Annotated in this window: 20 protein-coding genes and 2 pseudogenes; 12 read left to right on the top strand and 10 right to left on the bottom strand. The window is 74.4% G+C overall.

All coding sequences use genetic code 11. From position 1 onward, the window contains the following. Positions 1-107: 107 nt before the first annotated feature. The gene (locus AMK24_RS23060) at positions 108-920 is read left to right on the top strand and encodes a GNAT family N-acetyltransferase (protein ID WP_073770748.1); all 813 of its coding nucleotides are present in this window, start codon (positions 108-110) and stop codon (positions 918-920) included. Further along, positions 917-1,797, top strand: a pseudogene (locus AMK24_RS23055) (lysophospholipid acyltransferase family protein). Before AMK24_RS23060 ends, AMK24_RS23055 begins: the two are co-directional and overlap by 4 nt. Here AMK24_RS23055 and egtD read toward each other — a convergent pair. Genes egtD through egtA form a run of 4 tightly spaced genes read right to left on the bottom strand, consistent with a single transcriptional unit; the run spans position 1,740 to position 6,326 of the window. After that, complete coding sequence (gene egtD, locus AMK24_RS23050) at positions 1,740-2,702, bottom strand: L-histidine N(alpha)-methyltransferase (RefSeq protein ID WP_073770747.1); 963 nt, start codon at positions 2,700-2,702, stop codon at positions 1,740-1,742. The pseudogene AMK24_RS23055 and the gene egtD overlap by 58 nt on opposite strands. Continuing rightward, a complete protein-coding gene (egtC, locus tag AMK24_RS23045) occupies positions 2,699-3,454 on the bottom strand; it encodes an ergothioneine biosynthesis protein EgtC (RefSeq protein ID WP_073770746.1) in 756 nt (251 codons plus the stop codon). Before egtC ends, egtD begins: the two co-directional genes overlap by 4 nt. Further along, positions 3,454-4,872 (bottom strand): ergothioneine biosynthesis protein EgtB, encoded by a 1,419-nt coding sequence (gene egtB, locus AMK24_RS23040; RefSeq protein WP_073770745.1) that lies wholly within the window; start codon positions 4,870-4,872, stop codon positions 3,454-3,456. The genes egtC and egtB overlap by 1 nt, the downstream gene beginning before the upstream one ends. Continuing rightward, complete coding sequence (gene egtA, locus AMK24_RS23035) at positions 4,869-6,326, bottom strand: ergothioneine biosynthesis glutamate--cysteine ligase EgtA (RefSeq protein WP_073770744.1); 1,458 nt, start codon at positions 6,324-6,326, stop codon at positions 4,869-4,871. The genes egtB and egtA overlap by 4 nt, the downstream gene beginning before the upstream one ends. 146 nt (positions 6,327-6,472) lie before the next feature. Between egtA and AMK24_RS23030 the strand changes: the two genes are divergently transcribed. Then, positions 6,473-7,294, top strand: coding sequence for a TIGR02452 family protein (locus AMK24_RS23030; RefSeq protein ID WP_073770743.1), 822 nt, complete (start codon positions 6,473-6,475; stop codon positions 7,292-7,294). Between the two features lie 90 nt (positions 7,295-7,384). On the opposite strand, the pseudogene AMK24_RS34855 reads toward AMK24_RS23030, so the two are convergent. Next, a pseudogene (locus AMK24_RS34855) lies at positions 7,385-7,633 on the bottom strand (type II toxin-antitoxin system PemK/MazF family toxin); the annotation flags it as partial. A 145-nt stretch (positions 7,634-7,778) separates the two neighbouring features. Here AMK24_RS34855 and AMK24_RS23020 point away from each other — a divergent pair. Together AMK24_RS23020 and AMK24_RS23015 are read left to right on the top strand one after the other, a co-directional pair. Beyond that, positions 7,779-8,801 (top strand): LacI family DNA-binding transcriptional regulator, encoded by a 1,023-nt coding sequence (locus tag AMK24_RS23020; protein ID WP_073770742.1) that lies wholly within the window; start codon positions 7,779-7,781, stop codon positions 8,799-8,801. A gap of 55 nt (positions 8,802-8,856) precedes the next feature. Then, a complete protein-coding gene (locus AMK24_RS23015) occupies positions 8,857-9,132 on the top strand; it encodes a hypothetical protein (protein ID WP_073770741.1) in 276 nt (91 codons plus the stop codon). Between the two features lie 137 nt (positions 9,133-9,269). On the opposite strand, the gene trxA is transcribed toward AMK24_RS23015, so the two are convergent. After that, positions 9,270-9,668 carry a thioredoxin gene (gene trxA / locus AMK24_RS23010; RefSeq protein ID WP_073770740.1) on the bottom strand — a complete coding sequence of 133 codons (399 nt, stop codon included), beginning with the start codon at positions 9,666-9,668 and terminating at the stop codon, positions 9,270-9,272. 122 nt (positions 9,669-9,790) lie between these two features. Here trxA and AMK24_RS23005 point away from each other — a divergent pair, with 122 nt between their 5' ends. Together AMK24_RS23005 and AMK24_RS23000 are read left to right on the top strand one after the other, a co-directional pair. Continuing rightward, positions 9,791-11,248, top strand: coding sequence for a dihydrolipoyl dehydrogenase family protein (locus AMK24_RS23005; RefSeq protein WP_384578479.1), 1,458 nt, complete (start codon positions 9,791-9,793; stop codon positions 11,246-11,248). A 145-nt stretch (positions 11,249-11,393) separates the two neighbouring features. Beyond that, complete coding sequence (locus AMK24_RS23000) at positions 11,394-11,873, top strand: hypothetical protein (RefSeq protein ID WP_199876484.1); 480 nt, start codon at positions 11,394-11,396, stop codon at positions 11,871-11,873. A 329-nt stretch (positions 11,874-12,202) separates the two neighbouring features. Here the strand turns inward: AMK24_RS23000 and AMK24_RS22995 are convergent, their stop codons facing one another. From AMK24_RS22995 to AMK24_RS22980, 4 genes are all read right to left on the bottom strand, one after another. Continuing rightward, on the bottom strand, positions 12,203-13,462 hold the full coding sequence (locus AMK24_RS22995) for a serine hydrolase domain-containing protein (protein WP_073770739.1): 1,260 nt from the start codon (positions 13,460-13,462) through the stop codon (positions 12,203-12,205). Between the two features lie 311 nt (positions 13,463-13,773). Next, positions 13,774-14,664, bottom strand: coding sequence for a 3-hydroxyacyl-CoA dehydrogenase family protein (locus tag AMK24_RS22990; RefSeq protein WP_073770738.1), 891 nt, complete (start codon positions 14,662-14,664; stop codon positions 13,774-13,776). Positions 14,665-14,825: 161 nt separating this feature from the next. Further along, the gene (locus AMK24_RS22985; protein WP_073770737.1) at positions 14,826-15,734 is read right to left on the bottom strand and encodes a hypothetical protein; all 909 of its coding nucleotides are present in this window, start codon (positions 15,732-15,734) and stop codon (positions 14,826-14,828) included. 62 nt (positions 15,735-15,796) lie between these two features. Then, positions 15,797-16,714 (bottom strand): 3-hydroxyacyl-CoA dehydrogenase NAD-binding domain-containing protein, encoded by a 918-nt coding sequence (locus AMK24_RS22980; RefSeq protein WP_073770736.1) that lies wholly within the window; start codon positions 16,712-16,714, stop codon positions 15,797-15,799. 140 nt (positions 16,715-16,854) lie between these two features. Here AMK24_RS22980 and AMK24_RS22975 point away from each other — a divergent pair, with 140 nt between their 5' ends. From AMK24_RS22975 to AMK24_RS22950, 5 genes are all read left to right on the top strand, one after another. Beyond that, positions 16,855-17,793: a LysR family transcriptional regulator gene (locus AMK24_RS22975; RefSeq protein WP_073770735.1), complete on the top strand. Its 939-nt coding sequence runs from the start codon at positions 16,855-16,857 to the stop codon at positions 17,791-17,793. A 354-nt stretch (positions 17,794-18,147) separates the two neighbouring features. Further along, positions 18,148-18,927: a S1 family peptidase gene (locus AMK24_RS22965; RefSeq protein ID WP_073770733.1), complete on the top strand. Its 780-nt coding sequence runs from the start codon at positions 18,148-18,150 to the stop codon at positions 18,925-18,927. A 391-nt stretch (positions 18,928-19,318) separates the two neighbouring features. Next, a complete protein-coding gene (locus AMK24_RS22960; RefSeq protein ID WP_073770732.1) occupies positions 19,319-20,179 on the top strand; it encodes a DUF4132 domain-containing protein in 861 nt (286 codons plus the stop codon). Beyond that, positions 20,176-25,374, top strand: coding sequence for a hypothetical protein (locus AMK24_RS22955; protein WP_073770731.1), 5,199 nt, complete (start codon positions 20,176-20,178; stop codon positions 25,372-25,374). The genes AMK24_RS22960 and AMK24_RS22955 overlap by 4 nt, the downstream gene beginning before the upstream one ends. Continuing rightward, the gene (locus AMK24_RS22950; RefSeq protein ID WP_073770730.1) at positions 25,371-26,594 is read left to right on the top strand and encodes an AAA family ATPase; all 1,224 of its coding nucleotides are present in this window, start codon (positions 25,371-25,373) and stop codon (positions 26,592-26,594) included. Before AMK24_RS22955 ends, AMK24_RS22950 begins: the two co-directional genes overlap by 4 nt. Positions 26,595-26,596: the final 2 nt, after the last annotated feature.

Below are 26,596 nucleotides of genomic sequence, written 5' to 3'. Positions count from 1 at the left end.
CCCGCGGCGGTCACGTCGAATCCAGGCGGTGACGGAAGAAGTGAGAGGCCGGCACGTCGCGCCCGCGACGGCCCGGCCCCTGACCGCTTCCGTCACCGGAGACCGCCATGACCGTGCTTCCCGCCGCTCCGATCCCGGCTCCCTCCCACGCCCCGGCCCCCGCTCCCCACCCCGCCGGCGCCCCGGCCCCCGCCTACCGGGTCTTTCTCGCCACCGGCCGGGAGGACGTACGCGCGGCTCAGCGCCTGCGTCACCTCGTCTTCGCCGGAGAGCTCGGCGCCCGGCTGGAGGGGCCCGAACCCGGCCTGGACGGCGACGCGTTCGACGCGTACTGCGACCACCTCCTCGTCCGGGAGGCCGCCACCGGGGAGACCGTGGCCACCTACCGGCTGCTGCCGCCGGACCGGGCCCGGCTCGCCGGCCGCCTCTACGCGGAGAGCGAGTTCGACCTGACCCGGCTCGCCCCGATCCGCGACGACCTCGTGGAGGTCGGCCGCTCCTGCGTCCACCCCGCCCACCGCGACGGTGCGGTCATCGCCCTGCTCTGGGCCGGACTCGCCCGCTACATGGAGCGCACCGGCCACACCTGGCTGGCCGGCTGCTGCTCCCTGCCGCTGGCCGACGGCGGCGCGCGGGCCGCCCGCAGCTGGAACACCGTGCGCGCCTCCCACCTCGCACTCCCGGAGCACCGGGTCACCCCGCACCGCCTCTGGGACTCCTCCGCGCACGGCCCGGAGACCGGCCCCCGGGCCGGCCTCCCGCCGCTGCTGCGCGGCTACCTCCGGCTCGGGGCCCAGGTCTGCGGGGCCCCGGCGTACGACCCCGACTTCAACGTCGCCGACCTCTACGTGCTGCTCTCGATGCGCCGCGCCGACCCGCGCTACCTGCGCCACTTCCTCTCGCTGGCCCCGCTGCGATGAGCCCCTGGCTGCCCGCCGCCCCCTGCACCCCGGAGGGCTGCGCCCGGCACACCGGCGCCGCGCGCGCCCCGCTGCCCGCCGCCCTGCGGCTGCTGGCGGGATGCGGACTGGTCCTCCTCGGGGCGACGTGCCTCCCCCTGGTCCGGCTGCTCGGGGCGGGCACGCGCACCCGGCTGACCCGGCGGTGGGCGCGGACCGTCGTCCGGGCGTTCGGCGTACGCGTCACGGTCCGGAGCCACGCCCCGGGCCCGGTCGCGGGCGGCGAACTCGTCGTCGCCAACCACATCTCCTGGCTCGACATCCCCCTGATCGCCTCCGTGCTGCCAGGCCGGACGGTCGCCAAGAGCGAGATCCGGCGCTGGCCCGTGCTCGGCCCGCTCGCCGCGCTCGGCGGCACCCTGTTCATCGACCGGGACCGGCTGCGCGCCCTGCCCGCCGCCGTCCGGGCCGTCACCGACGCCCTGCGCTCCGGCTCCCGGGTCGTGGTCTTCCCCGAAGGCAGCACCTGGTGCGGCCGGGGCGGCGGCGCGTTCCGGCCCGCCGTGTTCCAGGCGGCGATCGACGCCGACGCGACGGTCCGGCCGGTCCGCATCGCCTACCGCACCGCGCGGCACGCCACGGGACCGGCCGCCGGGGCCGTCGCGTTCGTCGGGGCCGACCCGCTCGCCGCCTCCCTGTGGCGGGTGGTGCGGGCGGCCGGGCTCACCGCCCGCCTCGACGTCCTCGCGCCGATCCCCGCGAGCCGGGAGGCGGGGCGCCGCGCCCTGGCCCGCGGGGCCCGGGCGGCCGTCCTCGGGCCCGGCAGCCCCGCCGGCCCCCTCAGACCGCCGTGGCAAGCGACAGGGCGAACCGGCCGGCCGCGTCCGTCCACCACTGAGCCAGTCGCAGGCCGGCGGCCTCCAGCTCCGCACGGACGTCCTCCCGCCGGAACTTCGCCGACACCTCCGTACGCAGTTCCTCACCGGCCTCGAACGGCACCACGAGGTCCAGCTCCCGGATCTTGACGTTCAGCGCGCGCCGGGCCCGCAGCCGCATCTCGATCCACCGGTCCCGCGGGTTCCACACCGCGCGATGGTCGAAGTCGCCGAGCGGGAAGTCGGCCCCCAGCTCGCGGTTGACGACGTTCAGCACGTTCTTGTTGAACGCCGCCGTCACCCCGGCCGCGTCGTCGTACGCGGCCACCAGCGTCTCCTCGTCCTTCACCAGGTCCGTACCGAGGAGCAGCGCGTCGCCGGGGGAGAGCAGGGCCCGCACGGACCGCAGGAACGCCGCCCGCTCCTCGGGCAGCAGATTGCCGATCGTGCCGCCCAGGAAGACCACCAGCCGGGGGCCCGGCGTCCCCGGCAGGGCCAGGCCGCCGGTGAAGTCGGCGATCAGCGCGTGGACGGACAGTCCGGGCCGTTCGGCGAGCAGCGACTCGGCCGCCCCCGTCAGCGCGCTCTCGCTCACGTCCACCGGGACGTAGCTGTGCAGGCCGGGGAGGGCGTCCAGCAGGTGACGGGTCTTCTCCGAGGACCCCGAGCCCAGCTCGATCACGGTCCGGGCCCCCGAAGCAGCGGCGATCTCCCCGGCGCGGGCCTCCAGGATCTCCCGCTCCGCGCGGGTCGGGTAGTACTCCGGCAGCCGGGTGATCTCCTCGAACAGCTCGCTGCCGCGGGCGTCGTAGAACCACTTCGGCGGCAGCGACTTGGGGCGCCGGGTCAGACCGGTGAGGACGTCGGCGCGCAGCGCCGCGCCCGTCGCGTCCTCCGGCAGGGTGCGGGTCAGCAGGAAAGGACTCACGCGGTGGGCTCCTTGAGCGGGGTGAGCAGGACGTCCGTGCGGGTCGCGACCAGCAGGGTGCGGTCGGGGACCTCGCGCCAGAGCGGGTCGTCGTCGTACGGCTCCGAGGCGACCGCGGTGCGGCGGCCCGGCTCCGTGAGGTACCAGAGGGTGTCGCCCCAGGCGGTCGCCGTGATCGTGGCGCCGTCGGTGACGAGGAGGTTCAGCCGGGATCCGGGCGCGGCGGCCGCGACCTCGCGGACGGTCTCCGCGACGGCGTCCGGCACGTCGCCCCCCGCGTCGGTCCGGTGGCGGATCAGCGCCCATATCAGCGCCGAGTCGTTGCGGGCGGCCAGCGACAGGAGCCGCTCGGCGGGCAGGGCGGCGGCCGGGCCGGAGAGCGATCCGGGCCAGCCCCTCACCGCCCCGTTGTGGCTGAACAGCAGCCGCCCGGCGGCGTACGGCGCGGCGGCGGCCTCCCCGTCCGCGCCCGCCTCGGTGGCGTCCCGTACGGCCGCGAGCAGCGCGCGACTGCGGACCACCCGGGCCAGGTCGGTGAACGTCTCGTCGCCCCATACGGGGCCCCGGCGGCGGTAACGTCCCGGCGCCGGATCCCCGTCCGCGTACCAACCGACCCCGAAACCGTCCGCGTTGACCGTGCCGTGCCGCTGCATGCGCGGCTCCCAGGACTGCCGCACCAGCGCGTGCTCGGGCAGCAGGAGAACCTCGCCGAGCGCGACCGGATCGCCCACATAGGCGATGTGACGGCACATCAGGCGTCCCGCGCGGTGCGGAATCCGGAGAAGATCTGCCGCCGCACCGGAAGGTCCCAGTTGCGGAAGGTGCCCCGGCAGGCGACCCGGTCCACGGCGAACGAACCGCCGCGCAGCACCTTGTGGCCCGGGCCGAAGAACACCTCCGAATACTCCCGGTAGGGGAACGCCGCGAACCCCGGGTAGGGCAGGAAGTCGCTGGCGGTCCACTCCCACACGTCACCGATCAACTGCCCGGCCCCCGAAGGCGCCCGCCCTTGCGGATACGCCCCCGACCGCGCCGGACGCAGATGGCGCTGCCCCAGGTTGGCGTGCTCCGGGGTCGGGTCCTCGTCGCCCCACGGATAGCGCCGGGACCGGCCGGAGGCCGGATCGTGCCGGGCGGCCTTCTCCCACTCGCTCTCCGTGGGCAGCCGCCGCCCCGCCCAGCGGGCGTACGCGTCGGCCTCGTACCAGCTGACGTGCAGCACCGGCTCGTCGTCCGGCACCGGTTCGGTCACCCCGAACCTCCGGCGCAGCCACCGGCCCGCTTCCCGCCGCCAGAACAGCGGTGCTTCCAGGCCGTGTTCGCGGACCATGGCCCAGCCCTCGGGAACCCACCAGCGCTCGTCCCGGTACCCGCCCTCCTCGATGAAGCGCAGATACGCGCCGCAGGAGACCGGGGAGGCGTCCAGGTGGAAGGCCGCCACCTCGCGCACGTGCGCGGGGCGTTCGTTGTCCAGGGCCCACGGCTCGGTGGAGGTCCCCATGGTGAACGGCCCCCCGGGGACCAGGACCTCGTCGGGCAGCTTCCCGCCGTCGACGGGGCCGGGCGGCGGCGGAGCGGTCAGCGCGGCCGGACCGGTGCGCAGCTGATGGGTGATCAGCATCGTCTCGTCGTGCTGCTGCTCATGCTGGGCGATCATGCCGAAGGCGAACCCGGCCCGTTCCAGCGGGCGTCCTCCCTCGTGCAGCGGTGCGGCCTCCAGCAGGTCCAGGGCCCGCCCCCGGACGTCCGAGGCGTACGTCCGGGCCTCGGCGGGGGCCAGCAGCGGCAGCGAGGGACGCGCGGCGCGCGAGTGCTCGAAGGCGTTGTACAGGCCGTCGATCTCCGGTCGCAGTGCCTCCCGGCCGCCGACCGCCCGCAGCAGCCACTGCTCCTCCTGGTTGCCGATGTGCGCCAGGTCCCAGACCAGCGGTGACATCAACGGGGAATGCTGGGCGGTCAGTTCGCCGTCGTCCACGCTGTCGGTGAGGAGGGCGGTGCGTTCCCGCGCGCTCACCAGCGCGTCGAGGGCGCGCCGCCGCAGGGCTTCCGGATCGATGTCCGGCGCGACGGGGAAGCCGGCCGCCGCGGGGGAGCGGGCCGGATCGAAGCCGTCGGAGCGTCGGCGCCCGGTGGCCGCACGGCCTTCGGGGACTTCATGGCGTTCGGTCATGCGGAAGCCGCCTTTCCGGGGTGCGGCGGGGCCGTCGGCGGCCCGGGGACAGGGCTCTCGGGGTCGTACGGCGGCCGCTCGGCCGTGCGGCGCGGCACGCCGTGGCCGGTCGGCCCGGGTGGAGCGGCGAGCAGGCCCGGAGCGTCCAGCAGAGCCGGCCCGGTCAGCAGAGCCGGATCGGTCAGGGCGTCCGGTTCGGGCAGATCGTCGGCCGGACATCGGCCCCGGGCCGTATAACGGTCGGCGAAAGCGGCCACCGCTCCGCGCACCGCGTCGCTCGCGCCCATCCGCTCCAGCGCCGGGAGCGCCGCCCCGAAACAGGCCACGGCCGCGGCCCGCAGCTCCGGGTCCGCCAGGCCCTCGCGGGCCGCCGCCGTCCAGAGCGGATTGCGCGGGGCCGCCCCCGGCCCCGCCGTCTCCGCCAGCGGCTTCACGGCGCGGTACACCGACTCGGCGGCCTCCGGGTCGTCGAACAGGGCGGTGGCGACCGCGAGCGGGACCACCCACCCCTCGGGGCCGCGCTGCGCGTCGATCATGCGCAGTTCGAGATGGCCGCGCGGCCGGACCGGCGGGAACAGCGTGGTGAGGTGGTAGTCGAGATCGGCCCGCGTCGGCGGCCTGGGCGACCCGGTACGGATCCACCGGCGGAAGGTGAGGCGTTCGGGGACGTCCCAGGGCCCTTCGTCGCGCCGGATGCACAGCACGGCCGCGTCCAGCACATGCGCGGCCCACTCCTCGCGAGGCGTGGGCCCGGGGCGCGGCGCGAGCGTGCGGCCCGGGTCGAGATCGGCCCACAGCGACTGCCGGGTGGAACGCCAGCCGGTACGGAGGCCCCGCCGGTAGGGAGAGTTCGCGAACGCCGCCACCAGCACCGCGCCCAGCAGGTGCGCGAGCTGCCAGCGCCGCCCGTGACCCAGCGGCCCCGGCTCCTCCTCGCCCGCGTCCAGGCAGACCTGGACCGAAGCGGAGGTGCACATCATCGCCCGCCCGGCCGGACCCACGCGGTCCAGCGCGGCCTCCATCGCGGCGTAACGGGGCTCCCGCAGCAGGCGGCGCGGCGGTCGCCACGGGTCCACGCCGAGCCCGACCGGCGCGAGCCCGGCCGCGCCGAGCGCGGCGCGGACCGCCGCCAGATCGGCCGCGGTGGTCTCGACGCACTCCATGAGCGAGCCGGCCGGCTGGGAACTGAGCTCCAGCTGCCCGCCGGGCTCGAACGTCAGCGCCGCGCTCAGCGGCAGCGCCCGCACCGCCGCGACGGCGCTCTCCAGCCGCTCCCGCCCGACCGGCAGCTCAGGATGTTCCCGGTCGTGGATGAGCCATTCGAGTTCCACCCCGACCGTTCGCGGGGGGCCCGTCTTGAAACATATGCCGCGCAGTAAATCCTCGGCCCCGCTCTCGTCGAGGGGGGCGGCGTCCGGGTGCGATCCGGGCCCGCCGGGGTGGTCCACGGTCATCAGGGGCTCCTTCGCCGTTGCGTACCTACCAGCGAAACCCGTACCCGGAGATCGCACAAGGGTGCCCCTGAGCCACGGGAATCCGGTTGCGCCCGGAAGGAGTTCCCCCGGAGCATGCCCTGTATGCACCACACGGGGGAGCGCGCGTGAGCGCGCGGCTGCGCGGCATCGCGCGCGGGACGGAAGCGGTCGTCGTGGCCGGGCGGTACCGCAACGCGGCAGGCCAGGAGGTGTCCATCGAGCGCGCCGTGACCGCCGCGCTGTCCGGAACCAGGCTCTACGGCCCGGACCCGGTGCCCGTCGCCGCCCTGGACACCGACCGCGCCCCGCGCTTCGAGGTCACCGGCGAGAGCAGCCTGGCCGCCGCCCGCCGGATGGCCGGCGAGGCCCCGGGCCGGATCGCCGTCCTCGCCTTCGCCTCGGCCCGCAACCCCGGCGGCGGCTACCTCAACGGCGCGCAGGCCCAGGAAGAGGCCCTGTGCCGCGGCTCCGCCCTCCACACGACCCTGCTGCGCGCCCCCGAGTTCTACGCGCACCACCGCGCCGAACGCGACGCCTTCTACACCGATCGGGTGATCCACTCCCCGGCGGTGCCGGTCTTCCGCGACGACCGGGGCGACTTCCTGGACGCCCCGTACACCGTCGGGTTCCTCACCTCGCCCGCTCCCAACGCCGGGGTGATCCGGCGGCAGGCCCCCGGGGAGGCCCACCGCGTCCCGGCGGTCCTGGCCTCCCGCGCCGAACGGGTGCTGGAGGTCGCCGCCGTACGGGGCTACCGCAGGCTCGTCCTGGGCGCCTGGGGCTGCGGAGTCTTCCAGAACGATCCGGCCGCGGTGGCGGGGGCCTTCCACGGCCTCCTCGGGGAGGGCGGCCGGTTCGCCGGCCACTTCGAGCAGATCGTCTTCGCGATCCTGGACCGGAACCCCGACTCGCCCGTCCGGGCCGCCTTCAGCCGGATCTTCGCCTGACCCGGGGCCGAACGCGCCGGGGCCGGGCGGAGGAAGGGGCCGGGCGGAGGAAGCGGACGCGTCGGGCCCCGTGCCGGGGGCCGGACGGGGAAGCGGACGTGCCGGGCCGCGTGCCACGACGAGCACCGGCCGGTCCTTCCCGCGCCCGTCCTCCTCCTCGGGGGGCGTCCAGGTCCGGACGATCTCACCGGGGTGGGGGTCGCCGTCGCGATCGGGGGCGTAGGACGTGCGCACCGGGCCCGCGTCGTCGGGACCGGTCCGCGCCGTGGCGGTCGGGCCACCGCTGCCGGGCACGTCAAAGGGGTTGCCGGAACGGTGGGCGGGGCCGTGGGAAGCCATCGCCGCACCGTGGGAGCCCGACCGTCCGGCCCAGGGAGCGGGGCGTCGGCCCGGCGCGGCGGGGCGGCCTTCCGGCCACCGTGACCGGACCTGCCGCACCCGGGCCGAAACCCGCTCCCACAGGTCTGGAAGACTGCCCGGAGCCATGAGCCAGTTACCCAAGCAGCCCGCCGAAGTATCCGTTCCGACCAGCGCCGACGTCGCGCGCCTCGCCGGAGTGTCCAGGGCCACCGTGTCGTACGTACTGAACAACAACGCCACGGTCCGGATCAGCGATCCCACCCGGCGCCGGGTCAGGGAGGCCGCCCTCCAACTCGGCTACGTTCCGCACGCGGCCGCCCGCAGCCTGCGCGCCGGACACAGCCGCATGGTCCTGCTGCCCTCCGGCCACATACCGGCGGGACCGCTGCACCAGTACTTCTTCGAGGAACTCCAGTCGGGGTTGCGCCGACTGGACTACACCGTCGTCCAGTACGGCAGCGGCGGCCTCACCGCCGACGAGGCGGCCACCGCCTGGGCCGAACTGCGGCCCGTCGCCGTCGTCGTACCGCCGGGCATCGCCCTCACCCCGCACGGCACCGGCATCCTGACCCGCTCCGGCGCCAAAGCCGTGATCACCCTGGGCCCCGACCCGGTGGCCGGAGCGCACGGCCTGGTCATGGACCAACGCCGGGTCGGCAGCAGCGCGGTGGAACACCTGCTGGCCCGGGGCCGCCGCCACATCGGCGTGGTCATGCCCCAGGAACCGTCCCGGGAGGCGTTCTCCGAGATCCGCCTCGCCGGCGCGCGGCGCGCGGCCGAAGCGGCGGGAGCCCGCATACGCCCGCTCCCGCTGCGGTACGAGGAGGAGTCCGCGCAACGGCTGGCCGCCCGCTGGCCGGAGCTGGGTCTGGACGCGGTGTTCGCGTACAACGACGAGTACGCCATGCTGCTCATGCGGGCCCTCCAGGACGCGGGCGTGGCGGTGCCCGCCGACACGGCGATGATCGGCGCGGACGACTCCCTGATCGCGAAACTGCTGCGCCCCCGGCTGAGCACCGTCCGCATGGAGCTCGCCATGCCGCAGCCGCTGGCCGAGACGATCGACCGCATGGTCCAGCACCCGGGCGGCCCGCCGGTCCACCACGACCTGTTGCGCACCAGCGCCGTCCACCGCGAATCCAGTTGACCGCCTCCGCCGCGACGACGTGCGCCGTACGGGGCGGGTGTCTAGCGTCGGAGGCATGAGCCATCCGCAGAGTTACGAACTGCTCCTGATCCCCGACCACAGCCGGACGCGGTCGGGAGCCCCCGGCCGGCCGATCCGGTCGGCGGTGGTCGCCGCCACCGGGGAGACCGGGGCTTCGGGTTACCCCCGGTACGCCGGGGAGGGCATGGAGGCGGACGTCGACCCGGCGACGCGCACGGTGGAGGCCGTGCTCGTCGACGGCGAGGAACTGGACTACGGCATGTCGGTCCAGGTCGCCGCGGCGGACGGCGAACGCCCCGCCCCCCGGTGAGGCCGGCGCCTTCGCCGGGCCGGCCCCGGACACGGCGGAGGCCCGGACGCCGCACCCCGTGCGGTCCGGACACGGCGAAGGCCCCGACCGGCGCGCCGGTCGGGGCCTTCGGGCTGTGTCGTGCGCGGGACGGACGGCTACGGGGTCTCCGGCTGCCCCTGGCCCGCCTCGGCGGCCCGCTTCTGCTCCTCGACGGACTTGCGGACCTCGTCCATGTCCAGGTTCCGGGCCTGCCCGATGACATCCTCCAGAGCCGCCTCGGGCAGCGCGCCGGGCTGCGAGAACACCGCCACGTTGTCGCGGACGATCATCAGCGTCGGGATGGAGCGGATCTCGAACGCCGCCGCCAGCTCCTGCTGCGCCTCGGTGTCGACCTTGGCGAAGACCAGGTCGGGGTGGCGCTCGGACGCCGAGTCGTAGACCGGCGCGAACTGCCGGCAAGGGCCGCACCAGGAAGCCCAGAAGTCGATCAGGACGAAGTCGTTGTCGGTGACGACCTGATCGAAGTTTTCCTTGGTGAGCTCGACGGTGCTCATACGGGGTACCTCTTCCTCTGCCGGTGGGTCCTGACGGTCCTGTCCGGCACAACGGTGACTGCACTTGAGCTATTCCGCCTGCCCATGTGGCCGGGGCGCACACCCCCGAGGACACTGTTCCCATGACTGATTCCCTGGCTGATGCAGGAAAGACCGGCGCGAACACGCCGTACGACGTCGTGGTCGTCGGGGCCGGCCCGGTCGGAGAGAACGTGGCTGACCGGGCCCGCGCCGCCGGGCTCACCGTCGCGATCGTGGAATCGGAACTGGTCGGCGGCGAATGCTCCTACTGGGCGTGCATGCCGAGCAAGGCGCTCCTGCGCCCCGTCGTCGCCCGTGCGGACGCCCGCCGGACCCCGGGGCTGAGCGCCGCCGTGCGGGGCCCCCTCGACGCCGGCGCCGTCCTCGCGTACCGGGACGAGGAGACGAGCCACTGGAAGGACGACGGCCAGGTCGCCTGGCTGGACGGGATCGGAGCGGACGTCTTCCGGGGCACGGGCCGGCTCACCGGCCCCCGGGAGGTCGCCGTCACCGCCCCGGACGGCACGGAGCACCGGCTCACCGCCCGGCACGCGGTCGCCCTCTGCACCGGTACCCGCGCCGTCGTCCCCGGCCTCCCCGGCGTCGAGGAGGCCCGCCCCTGGACCAGCCGCGAGGCCACCAGCGCCGAGCGGGCCCCCGGGCGGCTCGTCGTGGTCGGCGGGGGAGTGGTGGGCGTGGAGATGGCGACCGCCTGGCAGGGGCTCGGCTCCGAGGTGACCCTGCTGGTCCGGGGCGACGGCCTGCTCCCGAGGATGGAGCCCTTCGCGGGCGAGCTGGTCGCCGACGCGCTCCGGGAGGCCGGGGCCCGCATCCGAACGGGTGTCTCCGTCACCGCCGTACGCCGTCCCGACCCGGACGGCCCGGTCACCGTCGAACTGGACGACGGCGACCGCGTCGAGGCCGACGAGATCCTCTTCGCCACCGGCCGGGCCCCCCGCACGGACGACCTGGGCCTGGAGACGATCGGCCTCGAACCCGGAGCCTGGCTCACCGTGGACGACAGCTGCCGCGTCGAGGGCACGGACTGGCTGTACGCGGTCGGGGACGTCAACCACCGGGCCCTGCTGACCCACCAGGGCAAGTACCAGGCCCGCATCGCCGGCGCGGCGATCGCCGCGCGCGCCCGCCGGGCCCCGGTGGAATCGGCCCCCTGGGGGGCCCACGCGGCCACCGCCGACCACGCCGCCGTCCCCCAGGTCGTCTTCACCGACCCGGAGGCCGCCTCGGTGGGCCTCACCCTGGCCGAGGCCGAACGCGCAGGCCACCGCGTACGCGCCGTCGACTACGACCTCGCCTCCGTCGCCGGGGCCGGCCTCTACGCCGACGGCTACCGGGGCCGCGCCCGGATGGTCGTGGACCTGAACCGGGAGGTCCTGCTCGGCGTCACCTTCGTCGGGCCGGGCGTCGGCGAGCTCCTGCACTCCGCGACGATCGCGGTCGCGGGCGAGGTCCCCATCGCCCGCCTGTGGCACGCGGTCCCGGCGTACCCGACCATCAGCGAGGTGTGGCTGCGGCTGCTGGAGACTTTCCGGGGGTAGGAACCGCCGTTGAGCACGGAGCGGGGAGCATCTCGCCGACCACCGTGCCTCGGGGGCTTCACGGACTTCCGCGAACGGGGCGGGCGCACGGTCCTCCACCGCGGTCTGCTGCTCGTCCAACGAGGCGACGCCGGACGAGCAGCGCATGCCGGCCACAGCGCAGAACTGCCGGACACTGCTGGACGGCTGCTTCAAGGAGCAGTCCACCAGGCCGCAGACCATCGGCTACTCACTCGCCGACTCGCCCGCCGGGCTGGCCGCATGGATCTACACACTCTTCCAGGACGTCACGGACAGCGGTGCCGACCCCGAATCGGTCATCGACCGCGACGAAATTCTGGACGACATCATGATGTATTGGCTGCCCGACACCGGTGCCTCCTCGGCACGCCCGTACTGGGAAGCACGGCAAGAGGCGCCCGCACCGTCCGGGCCGAACCACGTGCCGGCGGGATTCAGCATCTTCCCCGGCGAGGCCGTCCAGGCTTCCCGGCGGTGGATCGAACGGCGGTACGCCAACGTCCTTCACTACCGCCGACTGGACCACGGCGGGCATTTCGCGGCCCTTGAGCAGCCCACGGTCCTCACTGAGGAGATCCGGACGACCTTCCGCTCGCTCCGCTGAGACGAGCCGGGCGGACCCGACGAGACGTTCCGGGTGCCGAAGGCGACGTCGGAGGGCCGCCCGCGCCGTAGGAGCGCTCCGATGCCTTCGGCGGGCCGAGGCGGGGTGTGCGGGGCCGCACCCCCTTGGACCCGCTCCGCGACCGCGTCATCGCCCCGCTCCATCGCTCTGCGGGCCGGCGCCGGGCAGGACCGGCCGCCCCGGCGCCCCGCGCCGGCCGGCAGTCGCTGCGCCGGGACCGGCGAGGGGTACGAACAGCGCGTCGGCACACGGGAACGATAGGTCGCGCTCCAGCGCGCGGGGGGCGGGGCAGCCGGTCCTGCCGGACCTCAGTAACGCTCGGGCAGGTCACGCTCGGCGGGCAGCGGCGCGTGGTCGCGGGCGCCCGACGGCGCCGTGGAGCGCGCAGTCGGGGCGGCTGCCGGCTTCTTACCGCAGAAGGCGGCCTCCAGGGTGCCGCCCAGCGCGGTGTTCGCGGCACCGTGGTTGGAGGTGTTGGCCACCGCCGAAAGGCTGCGGCGGCCGTCGCGGGTGGAGAAGGCGTAGGTGTAGAAGCCCTGGACCGTGCCGGTGTGGCCGAACACCTGGGTTCCGCAGGACAGGTCGTAGCGGCGCAGACCGAGGCCGTAGAACCGGGTGTTGGTGGCGTCCGTCGGCGTGACCGTGGTCATGGCCTCCAACGTCGCCGGAGACAGGAGCCGGCCGCGCATCAGGGCGCTGGTGAAGGTGTTGAGGTCGACCGGGTTGGAGATGACGGCGCCTGCGGACTGCGCCCAGGACACGGTCTGCTCGGTGGAGTCGACGAGCGGGGCGCCCGCCTCGTCGGGGTGCAGGTAGCCGCGCACATGTGCGCCCTGGATGCGCGTGTCCGGGTGGACGTACGCGGTTCTGCGCAGCCCCAGCGGCTCGATGATGCGCCGCTGGTAGGCGTCGGCCACCGGACGTCCCGTCAGTTTCTCGATCAGCATGCCGACGACGACGAAGTTGGCGTTCGAGTACTTGTACGCGGCGCCGGGCTCGGTGGTCCGGGGCTCGGCGAGGGAGAGGTCGACCAGTTCCTGGTAGCTGAACACCCGGTTTCGTACCGCCTCGAAGCCCGGCACGGTCTGGTTGAACATGGCGTTGGTGTAGTCGGCCAGACCGCTGCGATGGGTGAGGAGGTGACGGACCGTGATCCGTTCGTCGGGCAGGAGCCCCGGAAGGTACGTGTTGACGGGCGCGTCCAGCTTCAGCCTTTCCTCTTCCACCAGTTGAAGCAGCACGACACTGGAGAACGTCTTGCTGACGCTGCCGATCCGGAACCGCGCCCGGGTGTCCATGGCCGCGCCCGACTCCCGGTCACGGACGCCGACGGCCCTTCCCCTGGTCCCGTCCGGGCCGGAGTAGCGGGCCATCGCCCCCGGCGCCCCGTTGGCCACCGAGGACTCAAGAGCGGCGACGATGCCGGCCATGTCGGGCGCGGGTGTCTGGATCGGTGTGGCGGTGGGGGCCGCGTGCGCGCTGGTGGCGGGGGCGAGACCGCCGGCGAGTGCTGCCAGCAGAGCGGCACTCGCGGTCAGGCGGCGGTGTGACGACAGGGGCACGGTCATCCTCGGTTCTTCTTCGGCTGGCTCGGTACGGCGCCACCGCGGGGACCGACTACGGGCACCATGGAACGCCATGGAAGGGGAGTCCCGAAGAGCCGGAACGGTTCCCGCACGAGGGGTACGGTATCCGGATGGCCCGGTTCCGCTCGGCCGCCCTGCGGCCCGGGTGGAGCTGAAGCGGTCTGCTCGCCGACAGGTTCGGCTGAGCCCGACCGCCTCGCCCCCGGCGAACCGTAGCGGTCACAGCGCCAGCCACACCCGATGCGCGGTGTGTTCTGTACGCCGGCTGCGGAGAGGCGCCGCGGCCCAGACCCTCAGGACCCGGCCTGCCGCCCGGTGTTCTCGCGGTAGTCGTCGTAGAAGCCCTGGCCGGTCTTGGCGCCCAGGCGCCCGGCGGCGACGTACTTCTCGAGCAGCACGCGCGGTCCCTCGGGCAGCCCGGGGTTCTCCTCGGCGTAGTGGTTCTCGATGTCGAGCACGACGTCGAGGCCGACCTGGTCCATCATCCGGAAGGGGCCGGCCGGGGTGCCCATGTTGATCTTCCACATGGCGTCCACGTCCTGTGGGGTGGAGACGCCCTCCGCGACGACCCGCAGCGCCTCCCGCTTGATGGCGGCCCAGACGCGGTTGAAGATGAACCCGGTCGACTCCTGGAGCGCGACGAAGGGGTGGACCCCGTATCCGGGCAGCTCCTTCCGCAGGAAGGAGATGACGTCCGGGTCGGTCCTGCCGTCGCTCATCAGGTCGACGGCGTTCTGTACGGGCGGCATGTAGAAGTGCATGTTCAGCACCCGCTCCGGGCGCCGGACGTGGTCGATGAACTGCCGCGAGGCGTAGGAGGAGGAGTTGCTGGCCAGGATGGCGTCCGGCTCGGCGAGTTCGTCCAGCCGGCGGAAGATCTGCTTCTTCAGATCCAGCCGCTCGGGTACCGCCTCCACCGCCAGCCAGGCGCCGGACAGCGCGTGGGACAGGTCGTCGGTGACGATCGCCCGGCCCGGACGGCCCCCCTCCACCGTGGCCGCGACGCGGTCGATGTTCTGCTCGACATAGGTCACGGCCTCCTTGCCCGCAGCGAGGGACGTGTCGTAGATCCGTACCGCACCACCGCGGGTGGCGAACATCAGGGCGATCCGGCGCCCGAGGGTGCCCGAGCCGATGACGGCGACCGGACGGTCATGGATGCCGCCGGGAAGGGTGGAGGACATGGCGCTCCTGCTTTCTGCGGTTGCTGGGGGTTCCGCTGGGATGTCGTTGGTGGTGCGTCACCGGGCGGCCGGGCGGCCGGACGGTCCACGCGGGGGGCCGGGGCGGGCGCGATGAGCCGCGAACCCTGCCCGGTTCGGTGGAGGCTCCGGAGACCGGCCGGTCAGGGGAGCAGGCACAGCCCGGTCAGAGGGAACGGCACTTCGGCGACTTCGTACGGCTGCCGTCCGGCAGCGGGGCCGCCGGGCAAGGGGCAGGCGCGCAGATGGCCGCCGAGGTCGGAGACGTAGGCGATGCCCGCCTCGCCGTCGACGGCGAGGCCGATGGCTTCGGCGAATCCGGCGGCGAGGATCTCGGGGCTCCGCCCGTGCTCGCCGGGTTCCGGGACGGGTGCGCGGTTGAGCGTGTTGCCCGAGGGCGGTGCGCCGCGGTCGGTCCAGTAGAGCCAGTCGCCGTCCAGGTGGAGGTCGATGGGTTCGGGGAGCCCGTCCCACAGCACCTCGATGTCGGAGCGGTTCTCGGGGGTCTCGCTGGCCGGGAGGCGAAGGCCGGCACGGAGGATCCGCCCCTTGCCGCCCTTGGTCGGGCCCTTCTGGGTCCAGTACAGGTGCCCGCGGGCGGGGTCCACGGCCACGCCGACGCACTCGCCCATGACCCCGTCCCCGGCAGGGGTGACCACGAGGTCGGCGGGGTCGCTGCCGTCGGTCCGGACACGGCTGACCCGGTGGCCCTCGCGGTCGCCCCAGTACAGCGTTCCGGCGCCGTCGGAGGTGAGCTGCTTGCCGGTGGTGACCGCCCCGGCCGCGAGCACATCGCGCTGCGGTCCGCCGTCCAGACCCAGGGAGTGGACGCCGCCATTGCGCCGGGAGAAGTCCTGTCCGGCTTCGCCCGGTACATCGGGGACGACGGTGGGAGTGCCCATGGTGGTCCAGTACACGGTGCGGGAGTCCACGACGATGCCGTCCGGGGCGGCCCCCGCATCGTCGAGGAGAGTCGTCACGCGGCCGTCGGAGGTGTCGATCCTCAGAATCTTTCCGGGGATCACCTGGAGTGCCAGCAGTGATCGCGGCATGGTGCTTTCCTTTGCTGCGTCGTTCATGAGGGCCGGCCCCTCGTTCGCGGCCGGCGGTGAAGTCACCGTGAGTGGTCGTCCCGGTCGTCGCCGGATGGCGGCTCGGTCCAGCCGAGCGGTCCGAGGACGGCGCGGGTGCGGCCGTCGCGCAGTTCGGCGAGCCGCTCGTAGGCGGGTTCGCCGGTGCCGTACGCCTCTTCGACGGCGTCGAGGACCTCGCCCATCCGGGCCGGGTCCGGAGTGCCGGTCTCGAAGGTCATCTGGGAGCCGACGTGCCGGGCCAGGTGCCGCATGCCGCCGGGGCCGCCGCCCAGGATGCCGCTCTCGAACGGGCCGACGGTCGCCCAGCGCAGCCCGAGCGAGGCCCGCACCAGGTCGTCGAGGTCCCGGACGTCGATGACCCCCTCCTGGACGAGGTGGGCGGCCTGGTCGTTGAAGACCTTCTGGAGGCGGTTGCCGACGAAGCCGGGGACCTCCTTCCTCAGCCGGATCGGCAGCTTGCCGAGCCCCCGGTAGACCTCGACCGCGCGGTCGGCCGTGCGGTCGGACGTACCCGGCCCCGGCACGACCTCGACGAGCGGCATCAGCTCCGGCGGATTGAACGGGTGGCCGATCACGATGCGGTCGGCCGCCGGGTTGCCCCGTGCGATGACCGAGGGCAGCAGGGAGGACGAGGAGGAGGCCAGCACCACGCCGTCGCGCGTGTGCGCGGCCAGCGTGGCGAACACCTGCTTCTTGACCTCGACGCGCTCGGGCCCCGCCTCCTGAACGAAGTCCGCGCCGTCCGCGGCCCCGGCCAGATCGGCGGTGGCCGTGACCGCCACATCGGCCAGCTCCCGCGCCACCACCTCCTGGAGATCGGGCCGGGGGTCGCTGACCCGGACCTCCCAGCCACCCGCGGCGAACAGCCGCGCCCAGGAGACACCGATGACGCCCGCACCGACGATCGTCACGACCGCCACGAAGACCACCCCACACATACGGCGGAAAATCGGCAAGCCTGCCGACAGCTCCGCAGGTCACGGAGCCGAACAGCCGCCCCTGGGGGCGCGCTGCTGTACGACCCAGTCGACACCCGCCCCGTGAGGTCTGTCCAATATATGATTGTGTAGTGGGCAATATGGCTGATGATATCGATTTCTCTCGAAGGCTCCTGGAGCAGTTCCTGGTCGTGGTGCAGGAGAAGCACTTCGGCCGGGCTGCCGAGCGGCTCGGTATGAGCCAGCCGCCGCTCAGTCAGTCGATCCAGCGTCTGGAGCGGGCGGTGGGCACGCGCCTGCTCGACCGCGGTCCGGGCGGCGTACGGCTGACCGCGGCCGGTCGGGTGTTCGCATCCGACGCCCAGCGGCTGCTCGACCTGCGGAGCGCCGCGGTCGCACGTGCCCGGCGGGTCGCCAACGGCCTGGAAGGGGATGTCCGGATCGGCTACGTCAGCCTCCTCAGCCACCTCTACCTTCCTGCGGTGCTGCGAGCGGCAGCCGAACAGCTGCCCGGACTCCGTGTGCACCTTCACCACGGATCGTCGGCCGGCGTGGTCGACCTGGTGCGCACCGGCGCACTGGACCTCGGCTTCCTGCGCGACCCCTCGCGGCTCTCCGAGGACCTGGTCGACATGGTCATCGCCACCGAACGAATCGGCGTCGCGGTGCCGCGCGACCACCGGTTGTCCGGGGCCGGGTCGGTCGACCTGGCGGAGCTGGCGGAGGAGGATTTCGTGCTGCCCGATCCGACCGCGCTGCCCTTTCTCGCCCAGCAGCTCCAACTCGTCTGCCACGAAGCCGGGTTCACCCCAAGAGGAGTGGCGGTCGCGGATGATCTCAGCGGACTGTTCAGCTATGTGGCCGCGGGCCTGTGCGTGAGCCTCGTGCCCGAAGGCATGCGGCACCTCGCCGTGGCCGGCGTCAGCGTCATCGCCCTCCGGGGACGGGCGAGCGCTCTGGACACCGCCGTACACGCCATCCACCGGCCCGACGCCGATCCCGCGGTGGTCCGTCTGCTCGATGTGGTCACCGCCCTGCCACCCGAGTCCTACGACCTGGGCGTCCCGCCGAACGGCTGACCGTGGTGGCCGTCCTGCCCCGGCCCATCCGGTCCGGGCCTCCGGTCCTGGCGGGCGGCAGTCCCGGTGGTCCGGCCGTCACCGCAAGCGCGTTGGTCCGGGCCGCGCGGTGGGGGGAGGCCCCGCACGCCTTCGTGCGCCTCACCGAAGACCTGGTCGTCCTCCCGGCCCATGGCGGCTCTTTCTCCGGCTGAACCCGTGTCATCGGCGGATCCCTCCGGTGTTGGCCGAAAAGTGTGCCTTGTGTCGGCGGTCATCCGTTCCCGACAATCGGAACGCTTTGACGGGTGCATGACCAATGTGTCGTCGTGCCCCTGCCGTGGTTCCCACAGCCCCCACGAAAGAAGGCAGTCCGTGAAGCAACTCCTGCGTGCGCTGAAGAGATGTTCCGTCGTCGTCGCCACCGTCGCCATCGCGGTCGTCGGCCTCCAGCCCGTCACCGCCTCGGCGGCCCCCAACCCCGTCGTCGGCGGAACCCGCGCCGCCCAGGGCGAGTTCCCCTTCATGGTCCGGCTCTCCATGGGCTGCGGCGGCGCCCTCTACACCCAGGACATCGTCCTCACCGCCGCCCACTGCGTGAGCGGATCGGGCAACAACACCTCGATCACCGCCACCGGCGGCGTCGTCGACCTCCAGTCGTCCAGCGCGATCAAGGTCCGCTCCACCAAGGTCCTCCAGGCCCCCGGCTACAACGGCACCGGCAAGGACTGGGCGCTCATCAAGCTCGCCCAGCCCATCAACCAGCCCACCCTGAAGATCGCCACCACCACCGCCTACAACCAGGGCACGTTCACCGTCGCAGGCTGGGGCGCCAACCGCGAGGGCGGCAGCCAGCAGCGCTACCTGCTCAAGGCCAACGTCCCGTTCGTCTCCGATGCCGACTGCCGCTCCGCCTACGGCAGCGAGCTCGTGGCCGGTGAGGAGATCTGCGCCGGATACCCCGACACCGGTGGCGTCGACACCTGCCAGGGCGACTCCGGCGGCCCGATGTTCCGCAGGGACAACGCCGGTGCGTGGATCCAGGTCGGCATCGTCAGCTGGGGCTACGGCTGCGCCCGGCCCGGCTACCCGGGCGTCTACACCGAGGTCTCGACCTTCGCGGCCGCCATCGCCTCAGCGGCCGCCACCCTCTGACGCCGCGCACCACCGTGCCGTCGCCCCCGGGTGAGCACGGCTGAACCGCCCCGGGGGCGCCCGTACGGAAGGGCGCCCCCGGACCCGTCTCCCGGGCCGGCCCGCGGACAGGCGCGATGCGCCCGCGGGCGAGCGGCCTGTGCGGAAGATCCGGTGCGACGGCCTCCCCGCCCGGCGCTTCGGAAGGCCGGGCGCCCGGTACCCGCCCCGCGAGCCGCGGCGGCAGCCCCCTCGCGGGGCGGGGCCGCAGGCCGATGCGGCAGGGCCCCGAACGCGTTGTCACTGGGGCCGCCTAGAGTCTCTCCCACTCGTCACGGTGCGTCGCCGTCGACGGGATTCTTCAGCGTGCCGCCGGTGTGGCGGCCGTCCGGAACCACGGGGAGAACAGCGCATGGGGTGGGTGTCGGCGGGCGACTACGAAGTCGCTCTGGAGGCGGGCAAGGTGGTCTGCCGCAACGGCAAGGGCCGACGGCTGAAGTCCGTTCCGGCGAAATTGAAGGATGATCCGGCCGTCGTCGGCCTTCGCCAACTGACCGAATGGCTGGACCGGCACGAGCGCCGGTGCCTGAGCGACGTCGAGCAGTGGATGGTGCGTTCGCTGCCCGTCCCCACCGCCGTGCTCGCCCGGGTCTGGCCCGACCCGGCGTGGCAGGCGGCCCTGAGGGACGTGGTGGTCACCGGCGCGGACGGCGGAGTCGCCGGCTTCCTGCGCGACGTCGACCCCGAGCGCGGTCTCGGCCTCGTCGACCTGGACGGCGACACGGTCCGCATCACCCCGGACGTCGTCAGCGTCCCCCACCCCGTCCTGCTCGACGATCTCGACGAGCTGCGGGAGTTCGCGGTCGAACTGGAGGTGCGCCAGAACGTGGAGCAGTTGTTCCGCGAGGTGTGGCGCCGCCCGGCCGGCCTCGCCCCGGACACCGCCTCCGTGGACACCTACGCCGGAGGCGTCTTCAAGGAACTGCGCTTCCTGCACGGCCGCGTCACCCAGCTCGGATACCGGTCGCGCGGCGGGTACGCGGTCTGCCCCGTCGTCGAGGACGGCGCCGGCGTCGAGGCGCGCATCTGGATCGGCGAACACGACGGATACGGCGCGTACGACACCGAGACGGGCCCGCTGGGCTGGACCGACGCCTCGGGGCGCGCCCTGACGGCCGCCGAGGTCGGCGCCGTGGCGTGGTCCGAGGGCATGCGCATGGCGGCGGCGCTCTACGCCGGCCGCGACGTGGAGAACGAGGAGCGGGCGGCATGAGCACCACGACGAACACCGCAGCGAACACGGCGGCAGCGGCCCCGGCGCCCCTTCCCGACCAGAACCGGGGCCCCGGCGCCTCCGCCCGCGCCGCCGAGGTCCGCGCGGCGACCCTGCTGGACGCGGGCGCGGTCCTCCCGGCCGGCACCACCGACCGGGACGACGCCGACACGCTGACCGCCCGCACCTACACGCACACCGCCCTCGGGGCCCGCCCGGTGGTCCGGCTCGTGCCGGGCACGCTGGGCGAGGCCGAGGACCTGGCCCTGGAGTTCCTGGGACTGGCCCGGGCCCCGGAGGCCCCCGTGGTGGGACAGGTCCGCCGCGAGACGCTGGGCTTCCCTGCCTGGGCCCTGGTCAACGACCCGGCCAACGGGCACCACGCCCTCGCCCTGGTCAAGGACATCGAGCGGCTGGGCCGGCAGGCCAAGACCCGTGCCGGTGCGGCCAAGGAGGGCTTCGACGAGCTCGGCGCCCGCCTCGGCCGGGCCGTGCCGCACTTCCTCCCCACCTACTACGAGCAGGTGGCGCGCCTCTTCCTCCAGGCCGAGAACGCCACCTACGCCGCCTCCTTCTTCGGCAAGGCCCGTGAGGCCGAGCGGGTCCACGGCCTGGTCGTGGACGAGGACCGGCAGCGCGCCGTCTTCCTGGAGTTCGCCCTCGCCGGCGCGCTGACCGTCAAGGCGCTGCGGCAGTACGTGCGCGACCTGGTGGCCCGGCTCGCGCCGGTGGACGCCTGGGCGCAGTTCCGCCGCCTGCTGGTCGAGCGCTGCGCGGCCGGCATGCCGCCCTACGCGGCGCTGCCGCAGGACGTACGCACCCTGGTCAAGGCCGCCGGGCTGGACCGCGAGAGCGCCGAACGCGAACTGGTGGCCGACCTGATCGGCTCTCCCGGCGTCGTCCGGGCTCCCGCCTCGTTCTGGGCGACCTACGGTCCGGCGCTCACCGCCCTCGCCCGGGCGGACGCGTCCGTCCGGACCCGGCTCCTCGGGTTCTTCCCGGAGACCTTCAGCGAGGACGGCGGGGCCGCGGACGGCGAATCCGGCTGGCTCGCGCTGCTGGCCGAGTCCGGCGCCGAGGAACTGCTGACCGCCCTCCCGGGTGCTCCGGACCCGGCCGCCCCCGGTTCCCCCGCCCCCGACGCCTCCGTCTCCCCGGCGGACTGGCTCGCCCGCTGGGAGGCGTACCGGCAGCGCAGCCGGGCCACCTCGGGCCGCAGCCCGCGCACCCTGGACCTGGCCGCCCGGATGGCGGACCGGCTGCGCGCCGACGGACGCCCCGTCGACCTGTTCCAGGGCCGCTGGCGGCGCACCGCCGACCTGGACCTCCTCGACCTCTTCCTCGCCGCCGGAGTTCCCGTGGCCGAGCCGGACGAGGAGGGCGCGCCCCAGGGCCGCACGCGGTCGCACGGCTTCGCGCTGGCCGACTGGCTCGCCGACGACGCACCGGGACGCCGCGACCTCGCCGCCGTCGCCGGCCACCCGGACTTCCGCGACCTCCTGCGCCGGACCGTCGGCGGCCTCGGCAACAGCCGCGGCCAGCGGCTGAGCGACGTCGGTATGGCGAAGCTGGCCGCACACCCGGTGCTCTCCGGCCTCCTGCGCGAATGGCTCACCGGCTGCGCCGAGGAGTACACCTCCGCGCGAGGCATCCCCGGACTGCGCCTGGCCTTCAACAAGCTCTCACCGTTCCGCTCGGTCATCTCGGACGTCGCCCCCGAGGCCGCGCGCCTCCTGGAGCGGCACGACGTCGTGCCGCTGCTCGTCTCCACCCTGCGCACCGGCGTCTTCGACGAACTGGGCTGGCCCGCGCTCGACGAGACCTACGACGAACTGGCCTCCGAGGCCGCCGCCGCGTCGCGGGGGCGCAACAACCGGTCGCAGAACGTCGGTGTCACCGGTGCGTGGCCCGCGCTGATCCTGAACACGCAGGAGAGGGCCGTCGTCGTCGGCCCGGAAGGCGTGCTGCTGCGGCACACCCTGCGGCTGCCCCCCGCCACCGACCAGTGGCGGACACCCGCCTTCCGCTACGTCGACGGCGAACTGCTGGTGATCTGGTGGGAGGACGACAAGCAGCGCGGCTACTGGTCGCACCGCCCCGCCGAGGTGTTCCCCGTCGGCGGCGACCAGGTCCCCCGCTGGGGCCGCCCCAGCCTCTCGGACGAGGTCTCCGTGCCGCTGCCCGGCGGCGGCCGCGCCACGGGCGGCAAGGCCCTGCACGCGGGCGACACCACCCTCCCGCCCCAGCGCGCCGTCCTCTCCGACGGCGCCGGCCTCTGGCGGGAGGGCCACCAGGGCACCCGGCCGGTGTGGCTGGAGTACGACCCGGCCACCGGCACACACGGCCGCGCGTCCCTCCCCGCCTTCCTCCGCTCCGGAATCCAGGACGGCACCCGGCTCCTCGCCGAGCACTGCCAGGTGCTGCCCCTCCAGCCCGGCCTGGAGGCCACCCCGTTCGGCACGGACGGCACGATCCTCGGCCGGTGGGTCCGCCGCACCGCCACCGAGCCCGGTGCCGCAGCCCCCGCGGACGGCTCCCGGACCGTCGCCGGCGCCCCCGACGGCCACACGGTCGCCCTGCCCCACCCGTTGCCCGACGGAACCGTCGCGGTACCGCTCGGCGCCCTCACCCTGCCCGGCGGGTCACGGACCGTGGCGGCCCTGCGCCACCGCTCCGTCGAAGTACACCCGGCGGACACCGACGGCACCGCCTGCCTGTGGTCCGTCGGCACCGACTCCTCCGGCGGGGGCGACGCGGCGGGCACCCCCTACGTACCTCCCGTCGCCTACTGGCACGCCCTGCGCCCGAGGGACGAACAGGGCTCCGCCGCCCTGCGGAAGCTGACCGACGACCGTGGCCAGGAACTGTTCGACGCGGTCGCCGCCGCGGTCGTCCAGCACGCGCGGGAATCCCGGGCCGTCGAGAAGTACACCGGGCCCTCGGCGTGGGAGATGAGCGAGGAGGCCGTCGCCCGGGTCCTGCCCGAGGTGTCCGACGAACGGCTCCTCACCGGCGTCACCGCGGTCGCGTGGAACGCGGTGGACCGGGCCGTCGAGGTCATCCGGTACCTGGACCCGCCCGCACCCGCGCAGCCCGCCACGCCCCAGCACACCGCACGCACCAAGGGCATGTTCTTCGACCACGAGCCCGAGCACGGCGACGACACGACCCTGCGGGCCGCCACCGCCTGGGGCTCCGAGCAGATGCGCGGCTCCTGGTGGGGAGGCGGCAGCCGGTGGACGGCGATCCGGCAGATCCTCGCCGTCAACCACGTCCTCGGCGGTGAACCGGCGTTCGGCCCGCCCCCGCCGTCGAAGGTCCCCTTCACCCCCGTGGACGGCTGGCGGCGCGACGAGTACACGGTGCCCGGCGATTCCCCCGCCTGGGCCCCCCTCCTCGACAAGCTGCCCGAACTGGCTTACCGAGCCGCCTCCGAGGCGACCCTCCCCGGCCACCGCGCCGGACTCCTCGTCCTGCTGGAAGCGTTGGCGGCCGGTCCGCTGGCCGACCCGGCCGGCACGGTCCGCAGGGTGGTGCTCGTCGAACCGCTCGACACGGCGGCCCCCGGGCGGACGGGTCGCCCCGAAGCCGTGCACCGCCTCGGCCAGGTACTGCGCAAGGGCCCCCGCACCGTCGTGATCATCGCCGACCAGGGCCGCAACTCGCGGGACGACGCGGCCCACTGGCTCGCCCTGGACCACGACCCGACCGGAGCCTTCGGTCCCGTCCCCGGCTTCACCCTCGATCGCGAGCACGTCTACCGGCAGGGCATCGCCCGCGACCGGCTGACCCGGCTCACCGCCCTGGTACGGGAGAAGGGCCCGGCCCCCTGGCGTCCGGAAGCCGCCGAGGCGTTCCACACGGCCACCGGGATCGGCCCCCTCCAGGCCACCGCGCTGCTGTCGGCGGCCGTCGAGGAGCCCGGCGCCGAGGCGCTGGCCCTGCTCGGTGCGAAGACCCGCGCCTTCGAAGCCGCCCAGGAGCGGCTGGACGCCCTGCCCCGCGACGACCGGCACGCCGTGCTCCGGGCGCTGCTGCCCGCGGACCCGGCCGAGCTGTGGTCCACGGGCCCCGACGTCCCGGCCGCCGCCGAAGCCTGGCGGGAACGCCTCGGCTCCCTCGTCCGCGTGCCCGAGGAACTGGACCTCGACCTCACCGGGGCCTCGGCCTCCTCGGTCGACCTGATCCTCAACGCGGGCTCCCGGAACTGGCTCGCCCACGGCGCCCCCGTACCGGAGGGCGGCGACCGTCCCACCCTCCGCCGCGTGAGCGCACGCGGCGGGATCTCGGGCGCCCTGACCGCCCTGCGCACCCTCGCGTACACGCTGCCGCACGGGCACCCCCTGCGGGCCCACCTGCCCGTCGGCCTCGCGGCCCTGCGCAGCCGCCTCGCCGACCCCGGACTGGTGCTGGACCTCGGCCTGGACTGGAGCGACTCGGGGGGGTCGGTCGCCCCCGCCGTCCGCGCCGCCCACGGGCTCCCCGAGTCCGGCGGAGCCGAGGCGGACGGACTGGTCAGGGCCGGCGCCGCGCTGCTCCTCGGCCCCGGTTACGGCAACAGAGAGAAACTGCTGATCCGCCCGGCCGGACTCGAAGGCCCCGACGATCCGGCGTTCGGCCTGATCGAGGGCATCGTCAGCTCCCATGCCACCGGCGACCTCCACGCCCTGCGCTCCCTGCTGGGCCGGGAGACCGACGCCCTGGCCGCGGCGGGCGCACCGGACGGCTCCCCGCACCACCCGGCCCAGGACCCGACCCGTACGGTGCCGGACCTGGTGGCCGAGGCCGCCGGCGCCCTCGCCCTGAGCGCCGACGCCGCCGCGCTCTACCTGATGCTGCTCGCCCTGCCCGACCCCACGGACCGCAACTGCGTCCGCTGGACCGAGTGGAAGCCGGCACGGATCAAGAAGGCCCGCGCGGAACTCGCCGCCACCGACCTCGTCGTGGAGGCGAAGCGCTCCCGCGCCGGCCGCACCCTCTTCCTGCCCTGCGGCTGGCTGGAACGCGGCGCCCCCGGGCTGCCGCTGGAGACCTGGAAGGAAAGCCTGTACCCCGTGGCGGGATCCGCCCGCACCCTGCCTCACATCCCCGTGCCCGCGCTGTTCGCAGCCGCCTGGGAGCGGGTCCGGGGCGGCGACGCCCCCGCCTTCGAAGAACTGGACACCCGCGCCACCCGGAAGGGCCGCCGTCGATGACGAACGACACCACGACCACCTCGGATAGCACCACCACGCGAGGTCTGCCGGACCGAGCGACGGCGCCCGGCCGCCCGCCGCGGCAGATCACGCCGCCCGAGGACCGCTACGCCACCGAGCTGGCCTTCCTCGCCGCCCACGACTCCGGACCCCGTCCGCCCGGCTGGCTGCTCACCCCCCGTGCCGTCGTCACCTTCGTGATGGGCAGCTCGGGCGACGCACTGAGCCTGCCCAAGGGGGCCCGCCCCGCAGCCGGAGTGCCGCGCCGTCTGGTGATCGAGCAGAAGTTCGTCGGCGAGCGCGCCCTGGTCGAACGGTGCGTGGTCACCCTCGCCGGGGAACGCGGGCTCCTTCTCGTGGGGGAGCCCGGCACCGCCAAGTCCATGCTCTCCGAGCTGCTGTCGGCGGCCGTCTGCGGGACCAGCGCGCTCACCGTGCAGGGCACCGCGGGCACCACCGAGGACCAGCTCAAGTACGGCTGGAACTACGCGCTGCTGCTCGCCCAGGGACCCACCGAGCAGGCCCTGGTGCCCTCACCGGTCCTCGCCGCCATGACCCGGGGGGCCGTCGCCCGCGTCGAGGAGGTCACCCGCTGCCTGCCGGAGGTCCAGGACGCCCTCGTCTCCCTGCTCTCCGAGCGGCGGATCGCCGTGCCCGAACTCGCAGGCGGCGAGGGCGCCCAGGTGCACGCCGCCCCCGGCTTCACCCTCATCGCCACCGCCAACCTCCGGGACAAGGGCGTCTCGGAGATGTCCGCGGCGCTGAAGCGGCGCTTCAACTTCGAGACCGTGGGGCCCATCGGGGACGTGGACGCCGAGACCGCGCTCGTCCGGAGCCAGTCGCGGGCCGCGGTCGAACGCGTGGGCGCGGCCTACCAGGTGGACGACGCGGTGCTCGAAGCCCTGGTCACCGCTTTCCGGGACCTGCGTGAGGGCCGTTCCGCGGAGGGCTGGGAGGTCGAGCGCCCCTCCACGGTGATGAGCACGGCGGAGGCGGTCTCCGTCGCGGGCGCCCTGGGCCTGGCCGCGGCGTATTTCCCCGGCGACCGGGACGTGCTCTCCCTGCTCCCCGGCCACCTGCTCGGCGTCGTCCGCAAGGACGACCCCGCCGACGCGGCACGGCTGCTGGGGTACTGGGACGGGCCGGTGCGCAGGCGGGCGGAGCAGGGTTCGGCCACCTGGCGCGCCCTGTGGGACCTGCGCTCGGTGCTGGAGAGCTGACG

It is taken from the genome of Streptomyces sp. CB02366 (assembly GCF_001905905.1).
GTDB lineage: Bacteria > Actinomycetota > Actinomycetes > Streptomycetales > Streptomycetaceae > Streptomyces.
The sequence above is the reverse complement of the archived record's forward strand: the minus strand, read 5'-3'. Positions and strand labels throughout refer to the sequence as shown.